General features: G+C 60.2%; 6 protein-coding genes. 3 read left to right on the plus strand and 3 right to left on the minus strand.

Features of this window, described 5'->3' with window-relative positions; all coding sequences use genetic code 11:
* Positions 1–217 precede the first annotated feature (217 nt).
* Together C8D99_RS03360 and C8D99_RS15370 are read left to right on the plus strand one after the other, a co-directional pair.
* Complete coding sequence (locus C8D99_RS03360) at positions 218–1,492, plus strand: HDOD domain-containing protein (protein WP_166669982.1); 1,275 nt, start codon at positions 218–220, stop codon at positions 1,490–1,492.
* The gene (locus tag C8D99_RS15370; protein WP_208321061.1) at positions 1,467–3,182 is read left to right on the plus strand and encodes an HD domain-containing phosphohydrolase; all 1,716 of its coding nucleotides are present in this window, start codon (positions 1,467–1,469) and stop codon (positions 3,180–3,182) included. Before C8D99_RS03360 ends, C8D99_RS15370 begins: the two co-directional genes overlap by 26 nt.
* 64 nt (positions 3,183–3,246) lie before the next feature.
* On the opposite strand, the gene C8D99_RS03370 is transcribed toward C8D99_RS15370, so the two are convergent.
* The 3 genes from C8D99_RS03370 to C8D99_RS03380 all read right to left on the minus strand — a co-directional run bounded on the left by C8D99_RS03370 (position 3,247) and on the right by C8D99_RS03380 (position 11,012).
* On the minus strand, positions 3,247–6,963 hold the full coding sequence (locus C8D99_RS03370; protein ID WP_208321062.1) for a CHASE domain-containing protein: 3,717 nt from the start codon (positions 6,961–6,963) through the stop codon (positions 3,247–3,249).
* A 236-nt stretch (positions 6,964–7,199) separates the two neighbouring features.
* A complete protein-coding gene (locus C8D99_RS03375; protein WP_133956390.1) occupies positions 7,200–10,043 on the minus strand; it encodes a diguanylate cyclase domain-containing protein in 2,844 nt (947 codons plus the stop codon).
* 186 nt (positions 10,044–10,229) lie between these two features.
* Complete coding sequence (locus C8D99_RS03380; protein ID WP_133956391.1) at positions 10,230–11,012, minus strand: metallophosphoesterase; 783 nt, start codon at positions 11,010–11,012, stop codon at positions 10,230–10,232.
* 116 nt (positions 11,013–11,128) lie between these two features.
* Here C8D99_RS03380 and pfp point away from each other — a divergent pair, with 116 nt between their 5' ends.
* Positions 11,129–12,397, plus strand: coding sequence for a diphosphate--fructose-6-phosphate 1-phosphotransferase (gene pfp, locus C8D99_RS03385; RefSeq protein WP_133956394.1), 1,269 nt, complete (start codon positions 11,129–11,131; stop codon positions 12,395–12,397).
* Positions 12,398–12,403: the final 6 nt, after the last annotated feature.

A 12,403-nucleotide genomic window follows, 5' to 3' on the forward strand; every position in this document is an offset into this window, starting at 1 on the left:
AAAAAAAGCCCCGTCAATTGCCGCGGCGATCTTGCTCAGGAACAGAACTATCCCTTTTCCTGCAGCACTTTAGAGCCTTTTCCGGCGATGAAACCGGATCGGGCAACCCCTGCAGAGCAGAAGTGTACACTTGACAATTTACGAACAATATGGTTAAAACATGAATGGTGTATTCTATTCTCGTCCTGCCCTGTCGGGACAGAATCCGGGGGACCGCATGGAATACGTATCCGTCAGCCGTCTTAAATCGGGCATGGTGCTTTCCGGGGATCTTATCGCCCCGAACGGCCGGTTCATTCTGCCCAAGGGAGCCCGCCTGACCCCGAAGAACATCATGAGTCTCAAGATCTGGGGAGTCTCCGAGGTTCCTGTCGCCAAGGCAAAAGAACCGGAAGAACCGGGCGGGGATGACCTTCTCTATTCCTCCGCCGTCATGGAAGAAGCCCGGAAAATGGTGCTTGACCTTTTCTCAGGCATCCCGCCGGCCTCCTCCCTCATGGAGGAAGTATTCACCGTCGCCGTGAGAGTCAGCGCGGGACGGATCGCCGAAGGACTTCCCGCGAAAAGTCCGGAGACCTTCACCTTGTCCCTTCCTGTGAAACCCCGAATTTCCGACGAAAAAATCGACATGGAGGACATCCTCAGAACGGAAGTGGGTCTCTCGTCCTTTCCCGACGTATACTTCCGCGTTTCGGAGGCCCTCCAGTCCCCGAAGAGCTCCGTCTCCCACATTGCCGACCTCATCAGCAAGGACACCGCCCTTTCGGCCATCCTTCTCAAGCTGGCCAACAGCGCCATCTACGGTGTTCCCGGGAGAGTGGACTCCATATCCCGGGCGACCGCCCTTATCGGCGGACGGGCCCTTTCCCTGCTCGCCCTCGGCGTTTCCGCCATTCAGAACTTCAAGGATATTCCCGTGGAATGGGTCAACATGGAATCCTTCTGGAAACACTCCGTGTCCGTTGCGGTTATCGCCCAGATCCTCGCGTCGAAGAAAAACCCGAGGATCATCGAACAGGCTTTCGTAGCCGGGATGCTCCACGACATCGGGCGGCTCGTCCTTTTCCGGCACGCCCCCTTTACCATGGCGCGCCTCATTACGGCAGCGGCCGAGCGGAGGGCTCCCCTGACCATCATAGAGAAGGAGGTCCTCGGCTTCGACCATGGCGAGCTCGGCGGAAAGCTCCTGGAGCGGTGGAATTTCCCCTTGTCCCTCTCCGACATGGTCCTGCAGAGCCACGAAACGGAAGAACAGGTAAAGGATTTTCCCTCCGCCCTTCTGGCCGCCTCCGACGTTCTCGCGGCGACCATCGGCGAGGGGAACAGCGGGTCTCTTCACGCCTCCCCCATACCTGACAGCGTCTGGAAAGTGGTGGACCTTCCCTGTTCCGTAATCGACATGACTGCGCGGCAGGCACACCGGCAGATTTCCGAAATTTACAGCCTTTTCAAAGGCGGCGATGACGATGGAAAAACAGTTCCTCACTCTTGAAAAGCTTCAGAACAGGATCATTTCTCTGGAAGAAGAGCGCATTGCCGTCACCAACGCCCTCGACATCGCGCTCAAGATCAACGACATCCAGCCGGACGCCGCCGCGGAAGCCACGGTAGAGTCCATCCTCGCTCTCTGCTACGAGCGCACAGGCAAACTCATCGGTCTCAGGGGCGGAGCATTCTTCCTCTTCAGGGAGGAGGACGCAGGATTCCAGCTCGCTTTCGCCAGTTCCCCCGAGGCGAAAAAGAAGATCGAGAAGGAACTTCCCGCCCTCATCGACGACGGGACCCTCGCCTGGGTGGTCCAGACGGAGCGCGCCGTTACCGCCAGGCTCACCACGGGTGAGGACGCCTTTCTCCACGCACTCGCCACGCCGGGGCGGACCATGGGAGCCTTCATCGGAATCCTGAGGGACAGAAAAGAGGACATCCTCGACATCTGCTATGCCCTGCTCTCCATCTACTTCAGCCAGGTAGCGGGAGTCCTGCAGAACCGGGAACTCTTCCGCGTGGCGAAGAAGGAGAACAGCAGTCTGTCTTCCGCCGTCAACGTCCTTCGGGAGACGGAGGAAAAGCTCGTCTCGCTGAACCGGACCCTCGAGGAGATGGTCCGGGAGAGAACCCGGGAACTGGAGAAAATAAACGAACGGCTCCTGGCGGAGATCGCCGAGCGGAAGCGCAAGGAGGAAGCGCTGCTCGAAAGCGAGGAACTCTCCGCGAGCCTGCTCAATCACTCACCGAACCCCATCCTGGTGGTCAACCCCGACACATCGGTGAAGTACATCAACTTCTCTCTTGAACAACTCACGGGCTACTCCCTGGTGGAGGTCATCAACCGCAAGGCACCTTACCCCTGGTGGGGTGAAGACGACCTCCATTTCATGACGGAATACTACGGGATGGTCACCGCAAGGGGAGCATCAAAAAGAGAGCACCTTTTCAGGAAAAAAAACGGAGCCCCTCTCTGGGTCGAAGTCAGCATGACCACCATCTTCGGAGAGAACGGCCCGAAGTACTCCATCGCCAACTGGGTGGACATCACCGAGCGCAAGATGGCGGAGTCGGCCAGGGAACACGCCGAACAGCTTCTCACGGAGACGAACGCCAAGCTCCGGGACACCGTGGACGGCATCGTGGTCTCCATGGCCAAGGTGGTCGAGACCCGGGATCCCTACACAGCGGGCCACCAGGAGCGGGTCGCCCGGCTCGCCATAGCCATCGCACGGGAAATGGGGCTGCCCGAAGAGCAGGTCCGTGGCGTGGGCGTGGCGGCTGTTCTTCACGACCTGGGAAAAATTGACGTGCCTGCGGAGATCCTGAGCAAACCCTCCCGGCTGAAGGACAAGGAATACAGCCTCATCCAGGACCACTGCATTGCCGGATACGAAATTCTGAAGAACGTGGACTTCCCGTGGCCCGTGGCAAAAGCCGTGCTCCAGCACCACGAGCGAATGGACGGTTCCGGATATCCTTACGGAACGGGAGGGGATGACATCCTCATGGAGTCCAGAATTCTTGCCGTAGCGGATGTAGTGGAGGCCATGTCCTCCCACCGCCCCTACAGGCCGAGCCTCGGCCTCGAACAGGGTCTGGGGGAAATCACCAGGTTCCGCGGAAAGGGATTCGACGAGAATGTAACGGATGCCTGCCTGGCCATCTTCGCCAGGGGAGAGTCCCCCTGGGAGTGACGGCAATAACGCGCAACGGCCGGAGGCTTCAGCCTCCGGCCGTTTTTTTCGGGAGATGATGATATCATTCTTCTTCCCCAAGATATGTCTTAATGGCTTTTTCGAGCAGATCAAACTGCCGCCGGAGCCCTGGCAGAAGTGAAAGCACGCTATCCCCGTCTCCCTGCCTCGATGCTTGTTCAATTTCGAACGCGGCGCTCCGCAGAGCGTCTCCTCCGATTCCGGCCGCCGCCCCCTTGAGCGAGTGGGCGTGGCCTGAAACTCCCGCCCGGTCCCCCGCTGCGGCGCACGCCTCTATCCCTGCCAGTTCAGCGGGGATTTCCCGGAGGAACTCCTTCAGCACTTCTCCTGCAGCCTCTGCGTCGCCCGCAAGATTATCCAGCAGTCTCTCCGCCCCAAAAACTGCGGGAGGGCCGGAGAGTACCTGCTTGTCCAGGCAGGTTTCGGCAGCTTTTCCTCCCCGAACGAGTCTGCAGAGAATTTCAAAAAGCCTTTCCCGCTCTACGGGCTTGGCAAGATATTCGTCCATGCCCGCATCGAGGCACCGTTCCCTGTCACCCGCCATTGCGTGGGCCGTCATGGCGATAACCGGAACTCGCGGCATTTCCCTCTCCTTTTCGACCCTCCGGATTCTCCTGACCGTCTCCATGCCGTCCATTTCGGGCATCTGGACATCGAGCAGCACGGCATCGTAGCGGGTTTTTTCCAGGGCTTCCAGGGCCTCCCGTCCACTCTCCGCCGTATCGGCCGACACTCCCGCCCCACGGAGCATGGCGGTGATAACCCGGCGGTTAACAGCATTGTCCTCCACCGCAAGAATCCGCAGGTTTTTGAGCCCTTCCGCCGCGGAGCCCTTTTTCCGGGCAAACGGCACCCCGTCTTCCTTTCCTCCTGCGGGAGAGGAGGCTTCGAGCACTTTTACCGTGAACCAGAACTCCGCTCCAGGTCCTCCGCCAGGCAGCCCGGAAGGGCTCACCGCACCGGCTGTTCCGCCCATGAGTTCCGCAAGCTCCCTAGAAATTGCCAGGCCCAGCCCCGTTCCGCCGTATTTTCTCGTCGACGAGGGATCAAGCTGGGTAAATTTTGTGAAGAGCCGTTCCGAGGCGAATTCAGGCACTCCTATTCCTGTATCCGCCACGGCAAACCTGAGGGTCAGCTCCCCGGAATGTCCCGTTCGTTTCTCCTCCCTGACCGTGACCCTTATCCGCCCTTTTTCGGTGAACTTGACGGCGTTGTCCAGAAGGTTGGTCAGAATCTGCCCGATTCTCCTCCTGTCACCCCGCACACGGTCCGGGACCGACAGCCCCACCGATCCGGAAAAGCCGAGCCCCTTGGCCGAGGCCCGAAGGGCCCCCAGGGAGAGCATTTCGTCCATGAATTTCCGGAAGTCGAAATCCTCTTCCAGCAGTTCAAGCTTCCCCGCCTCCATCTTTGAAAAGTCAAGAATATCATTGATAAGAGCCAGAAGGGACTCTCCGCTCGACCTGATAATATCGGCGTATTCCTGCTGCTCCCTGTTCAGGGGGGTATCCCTGAGAAGGACCGACATGCCGATGACACCATTGAGCGGGGTACGGATCTCATGGCTCACATTGGCCAGGAACTGACTTTTGGCCGTGTTCGCTGCTTCCGCCTTATCCGCCATTTCCTGCGCTCTCAGCAGAGCCCGGCCGAGGGAAAGATTCGACCCGGCAAGTTCCTCCTTCGCCTCCACAAGGCTCAGCTCGAACCTCTTCCTTTCCGTTATGTCATGTACCATACCCACAGAACGGACAATCTTTCCAGACTCGTCCCTGAAATGAGCGCACCGTTCCTGAACGAAAAGAACTTCACCAGTGTCCCTTTTCACTATTCTGTGCTCGATTTCGTAGCCGTCATCATTCCGGGTAAGAGAGAGCCTGTAGGCGGCGTCGACCCGTTCCCGGTCGTCGGGGTGCACCGCTTCCAGAAAGGCATCATAGGTGGGAATGGTTTCTCCTCCGGGCAGGCCGAAAAGGACATACACCTCGTCACTCCAGGTCAGCCTCATGGTTGCCAGTTCGAGTTCCCAGCTTCCGAGGCGGGCAATCTCCTGGGTTTTGCGGAGCAGGCTTTCGCTCTTTCTCAGGGACCCCGTCCTTTCTCCGACGAGCAGCTCCAGCTCCTCCCCGCGGCCTGCAAGGACGGCGGTGAGAACGGCCATGGCAGCCGTCAAAAACAGGCCTGCCAACAAAACGCCCCATCCTGTCCCGCCAGGATAGAGTTCCTCGAAGGCCGGCCCCTCGTGAGCCGCGATGAGCAGCGTTTTGCCGAAGATGAGCAGAGGGAATATTACTGTCCCGGGATTCCGGAGGCAGTCTTCCTCCCCCCTGGCGGCATGACCGGGCCATGAGTCGGCCAGAAGCTCCGCCGGCTTTCCGGGCCGGAGGAGATAGAGCCCCGCCACGGCCGACGGACGCTCCCTGTCTTCGGCGAACCGGGCGGAACGTTCCAGGAGGTCCCGGAGCCGTATTCCAGCCAGGGCGAACCCCTGCATTCTCCCGCCCTCCGGGAAAAACACGGGCCTGATGGCAAGGATCCCTTTCTCCCCCTCCGTCTCCTGCACAAGTTCTACCGGGTCGCTTCCGACCATGAGCCCTGTCCGCGCCGCCTCTTCGATAGATTTTCGGCGAACCGGTTCAGTCCCCATATCGTAGCCGAGAGCAGTCTCGTTTCCCTCCCTGGGCGTCACGTAGGTAACCACATAGTGGATATCCCGATTTTCACCGGGGATGTGTCCGTCTTCCCCGCCCAGGGGCCATACGGCAAAGCCCGGAAGCCCTTCGGACCGGATTCGCTCCTCGAAGGCTTTCCTTTCACTTACCGGAACTGCAGATACCCACTCCCAGGACTGGACGACGGAGTCCCGGGAGAGGAACTTCGCGAACTCGAGAAATTCCCCGTAATCTACGGTTTCCGACCCCTCGAAAAAGGAGGCCAGAGCTTCGAGCCTTATGTTCCGTATATCGTTCAGCTCTTCAAGGATCGGGGCCGTGTATCCGTCGGCAAGCCTTGAGAAAAGGACGTCCCGTTCATCCCCCGCCCAGCGGCGTGAGGTGACGAAGGAAGCCGACGTGATGAGGGTTCCCGCCAGAACCACGATCACCGCCTCTGCAGCCCGGAACCGCCTCCGCCTCTCGTGGGGCAGGCCAGCCCGCCAGTCGAGAAAAACACCTCCCGCAAGGACCAGAAGGCAAAGGAGCAGCATCGCCGCCAGGGGGAAGATTCCGGCCTGCCGCACACTCTTCTTCCAGGCGGCAGCGTCCATGTCCAGGCCGAAAACCACGGGAAAGCCGGATCCTTTTCCTGTTCCCAGGGGCACGAAAGCGCTGACCCACTCTCCCCACCGGTCGGCGTAAGGGCCCGCTGTCTCCGCTCTTCCATAGCGGAACACTCTGAAAAGAACGGGCGGGGCTTCCTCATACACCTGCCCGGGTGCGGAATAGTCCTTTGATTGCTCTTCTTCGGAATCCACATGAAAAAAAACCTGCCCCTCTTCCGTTTTTCCCATGAGATAGAGAAATCGAAACGACGGAAAAAACTGCCTGAGAGTCTGAAGATGATCCTTCAGCTGCCTGTAGTCCGGGAGATGGACATCCCCGGCTGTTCCTGAAAAAGCGTCCATGCTCCCGGCGTCAAGAGACTGGGCCATCAGCTCCGCCGTACGGAGCAGCTCGCTTTTCAGCCGCTCTTCTTCCCGGCGGATGTTCTCCATGATGAAAAAAGCCCCTGCAGCCAGGAGCGGAAGAAGAAAAAAGGCCAAAAGGCGGAGATTTTTTCCCGGAAATCCGCCCTTCGTTCCTGCTCCCCCGTTTTCTCCCATCTCTCTCCCCTCTTTCAGGGGGGAGCTTTTCCTGCCCCCGCCCGAAGGAAAACGGCAAACCGTTCCCCTTCACCAATGAAGAGTAATGCATGGGAAAAAGAAGTTCAACACCGAAACAGCAAAAAACGGCTTCCCGGGTTCGGGAAGCCGTCCGAAAAACCTCACTGCATGGAGAATCAGGAGATGTGCCTCTCCCTGTTTTTCCATTTCACGGTGTACATCTCCTCGTCAGCCCGGGCGATGAGCTCCCGTGCCGTGGAGCCGTCGTCGGGAAAAAGGGCGGTGCCGATGCTGCCGTGGACTGACAGGAGCCTTCCGCCGGCGGGGAAAGGTTCAGAAAAAGCTCCGTAAATTCTCGCCAGAAAAGCCTCCACCTCTTCCCGGGAGAAAAAACCGTCCAGGACAAGAACGAACTCGTCCCCTCCGAGGCGGGCAGCGGTGTCCTGCTCCCGGATGAGTCCCGTCAGCCTCCGGGCCACGGAAACAAGAAGGAGATCCCCTGTCTCATGGCCGTAGGTGTCGTTCACTTCCTTGAACTCGTCCAGATCGATGAATACCGCCGCGGCAAGAGACCTCTCCCTTCTGGCCCTGGCGATCACCATCTCCAGGCGATCCAGGAGCAGATACCGGTTCGGCAGTCCCGTGAGGGAATCATGATAGGCCATGTGACTCAGCCGCTGCTGCTCCATCTTGATGTCCCCTATGTGGGTCAGCACCCCCGCGTAGTGGGTGACCTTCCCTTCAGAATCCTTCACCGCCGTGACGGTAAGCCACACGGGATAGGCCTCGCCGTCCTTCCGGCGGTTCCAGACCTCCCCCTGCCATACGCCGTTGCGCCGCAGGGAATCCCAGAAGCGCTCCGACGTTTCGGAATGGACCCTCTGGGCGGAGAACATGCCCGGTCTCCCGCCCCGGATCTCTTCCAGGGTATAGCCTGTTAGCTCCTCGAGTGCCGGGTTTCCGTCCTCGATGAACCCCTCGGCATCGGTCACCACGATGCCCTCGGTGGTGGTGCGGAAGAACTGGTCGGCGAGCTGGAGCCTGTCAATCATGGCCTTCCGGCCGGTAATGTCCTGGAGGGCGATGATAATGGATGTCTCTTCGTCGAAGGAGATAGGACTGGCGGATACAAGGGCCCACCGGGTCTCTCCGTCCGGTTTTCGGAAGGAGACCTCTCTGGCGTGAAGGGATCCCGAGGCGAACACCTGGTCAACAAATCCGTGGAAAGCCCCGGGGTTGACCAGGAGGTGAAGATCGGACAGGAGATTTTTTCCCATGGCATGGGCAGCCTCCAGGCCGAAAAACTCTTCCCCCCGGGAGTTTGTGAAAAGAATCCTTCCCTCCGGCGATATCACCGCCACGGGGAAGGGGACGTCCTCGACCAGAGAGCGGAACCGGGCCTCACTCTCCCGGAGTTCCGCCGTCCTCCGGTCCACGGCCAGCTCCAGTGCTTCCCTGGCGCGGAAGGCCGCACCGACGAGAACCGTCACGGACAGGGTTATGAACAGGCCCGTCACCAGGGCCATCCAGCCTGCGCGGACGGGATGATGGAGATAGAAGGCTTTACCCGGGCGCATTTCCGCCGCGAAGGTTCTGCCGAAGGCGAAAATGGGACGGACGCTGCAGAGGGAGTCGCCCGACGAAACGGTCACCCCGGAAAATTCCCATGAGTCACTCCCGCCCCCCGCCCCGGCAGCGAACCGGGGCTGTCCTTCGCCGAGCTGCCAGAGGGCCATGGACGCCTCCGCTTCTCCTCCCCTCTGGGCCCGGGTGAGCAGAATATCCAGCCCCAGGGTGACGGCGGCGAAGCCCCGGAGCCGGGACGAGCCGTCCCGGAAGAAGACAGGGCGGTAGATGGTCAATCCCCTGCCCCTTCCGGCTCCTTCAGGAAGATCAAAGATGTCCGACGCCGAGGGAAGAGCCGTTTCCGCGGCCCGCCTCATGGCTTCGGCAGCGCCGGGCTCCTTTCCCTGGAGCCTGTTCCCCCGGCGGGGCGCGGGAGACGCCTCCGCTGAAAGAAGGGCGCCCGCCTCCGGGCCGTGGGGAATCCAGGCCACGGAGATCACCTCCGGAAGAGCCTCCAGGTGGTCGATAAACCGTTCCAGGTGTTCGACGGACAGGTTCCTTTCGGCTTCGATGAACCGCCCCAGGCTCTCCAGGGCCATGTTCCGGGTCTTGTCGAAGAGCATGTGAAGCTCCCCGGAACGGGCATCGGCGAGAACGGAGAAGGAGTGCCTGCTGCCCATGAACTCCTTCTCCCTGGCCAGCAGGGCAAAGGAAACGGAGAGCACCAGCCCCGCGGACAGGGCGAGGAAAGCTTCCCCGTGTCTGAATCTTCTCCGCCCTTCTTCACCAGGGCGGGAGCGCCGCTGAAGAAGAAAACCGCCGAAAAGCAGGACAACTGCAAGAAGGAGGGCCGTGCCGTTGGGCAGCAGGGATGCCCGGAGAACATCCCCGCGCCAGTTTCCGCCGTCGATGTCCAGGGCGAGGACGGCGACGGTTTCCCCGGTGGCGTGGTCGGACACGGGATACCACGTGGAAACCCAGGTGCCCCACCGGTCGGAAATCGGTCCCACGGTGACGGGACGATTCTCTTCGAAGGCCGGAAGGAAGCCGGGGTCCATTTCTTCGTACACATCTCCCGGGGGGGATTCGTCCTCGGAGCCTGGCAGTTCCGAGTCGGCGTAAAAAAAGATGGTGCCGTCGGGACGGTGCCCCACGAGGGTAATGAATTTGCTCCCCGGAAAGGCCTGGAGGGCTGCCCGGAACTGTTCCTTGAAGCGCCAGTACTCCGGAAGGCGAAGGTCATCTTCGGTTCCGGAGAGGGCCCTGACCTGGTCAAGCTGGATGGTCTCGCTCAGGAGACGGGTCTGCCGAAGCAGTTCCTCCCTCATGAAACGGTCGGCTTCCTTCATTCTCCATCGGCCGATAACCGCCCCCCCGGCGAGCACCGCGGCGGCGAGAAGAATCCAGAGAACAGGCAGCCGGACAAAGCCGCCTGCGGAACAAAACCGTTTCATCCGGACCTGGGCCTTTCCAAATTCACATCTTCAGCCTCCCTATTCCTTGAGAGCAACAGGCTTTCATCCCCTATTCCACCTGCCGGGAATAGTAAAAACGGAGCAAAATACCAATTGTTACATTATAGAACAAATAAAGCTTTGTCCGAAGGACAGAAAAAAAACAATATGCACAAAAACCTCAGCTCAGTCCCCCTCCTGGGAAAACCGGCTCCGGAAGGCTCTCAGTCTCTCTTTCAGCGGGGGGCGGTTCCGCTCCACCGAAACAGTGTTCCCCGTCCCGCCGTCGAGGATGTTCTCCCGGAGCACATGAACCCGCTCGCCGGGGAAAAAGGCGTTCCTGTGAAGATGGCCGCAGAACCAGCGGTCATAGGCCGTCTCTTTCCGGATTTCCTCGAGGTATAGGGATACGGGGTCCCCGGCAAGGTACTTGGCGAGGTTGGTGGTCTTCAGGATTCCCTCCGGGGCGGTATGGGTGAGAATCCAGTCCACCGTCCACCCGGCGGACTCAAGGGAATCGAGTCCCCGGCGGAATTCCTCCTCCGAGGGGATTTCCCGCCTCCACCAGGACTTTCCCGCCGTCCGCCCGTGCCGGTCCAGGCTCCGGGCGCCTCCGAAGGCGAAGCATTTTTTTTCTTCAAGGGTGTAGACGTATCCACGCCTGAGGTGGAACACATTGGAGGCGGCCACCCCGACCGGGGCGCCGAACCGCTCTTCTTCCGGCAGGGCGTCCAGCAGGGTGAAATTTTCGTGGTTCCCGTCGAGAAAAAGGGTGGTCCATGGCCGTGAGCTCAGCCTTTCCAGCTCTTCCCTTTCCCGCTCCGCGGGAGGGTCGCTCCAGAAAAGCCCGAAATCCCCCAGGATCACTACCAGGTCGTCCCTCGAAAGCCCCTCCCCCGCAGGAAAGTTGCCCGGGGAGAATCGGTCCATTCCGTACACTCCGTGGGTGTCCCCGGTCAGGTAGATCATGGTCCTCCTCCTTTCTCCCGTCCCCTCATTTCTGCGGCGGGGGATGAAAGATTATTCAATTATAACCGGAATATTGTGCTAGAATTCTTTCCAAAATCCCATGCAGGAGGCGCACCATGACCACTCCGGTCCAAAATACCCTCGCAATCGTCTGCGGAGGCGGCCCCGCCCCCGGAATAAACAGCGTGATCAGCTCGGTGACCATCGAGGCGAAGAAGTCGGGCTGGGAGGTCTTCGGAATTTACGACGGCTTCTCCAACCTGGCGAAGGGAGAGAAAAAGATCATCCCCCTCACCATCGACATGGTAAGCCGGATCCACTCCGACGGAGGGAGTATCCTGAAAACCTCCCGGTTCAACCCCACCAAGAGCGACGAGAGCCTGCGACGGGTGGTGGACACGCTCATCGAACTGGGGGTCACCCACCTGGTGACCATCGGCGGCGACGACACCGCCTACGCCGCGTCCCGCATCGCAGGCTACGCGAAGAACAGCCTGGGGCTCACCATCAGTTTCGCCCACGTGCCCAAAACCATCGACAACGACCTTCCCCTCCCGGAGGGCATTCCCACATTCGGCTTCGAGACCGCCCGCTCCCTGGGAGCCCAGCTCGTTTCGAACCTGATGGAGGACGCCAAGACCACCGGCAGGTGGTTCCTCGTGGTGGCCATGGGCAGGGTGGCCGGCCATCTCGCCCTCGGCATCGGCAAGAGTGCCGGCGCCACCATCACCATCATACCGGAAGAATTTCCCTCGAACGGAAAAATCCCCCTCTCCCTGGTGGTGGACATCATCACCGGCTCCATCATCAAGCGCCTGGCCTCGGGAAGAAACTACGGCGTGGCCGTGACGGCGGAGGGGCTCATCGAGAAGATACGGATCGAGGACCTCGAGGCCGCCGACTGCCTGGAGTACGATGACCACGGGCACATCCGCTACGCGGAGATCAACTTCTCCGACGTGCTGAAAAAGGAGCTCCTGGCGAACCTCAATTCTCTCGGGATCAAGATGACCGTCAACAACAAGGAAGTGGGATACGAGGTCCGGTGCGCCCCGCCCAACGCCTTCGACATCGAGTACACCCGAAACCTCGGCTACGCCGCCTTCGACTTCCTCCGGAGCGGCGGCACCAACGCCCTCATCACCATACAGAACAACATGATCGTTCCCATCTCCTTCGACGATATCCTCGACCCGGTGACGAAAAAAACGCGCATCCGCACGGTGAACACGGAATCGATCCAGTACCGTATCGCCAGGGAGTACATGATCCGGCTGGAGAAGCGGGACTTCCAGGGAGGCATCGACTTCGAGAAACTGGCCGTGGCGGCGAAGCTGCCCCCCGACGAGTTCCGCAGGCGATTCCAGTACGTGACCGAATACTGAGGAGGA

The organism is Aminivibrio pyruvatiphilus, assembly GCF_004366815.1.
GTDB lineage: Bacteria > Synergistota > Synergistia > Synergistales > Aminobacteriaceae > Aminivibrio > Aminivibrio pyruvatiphilus.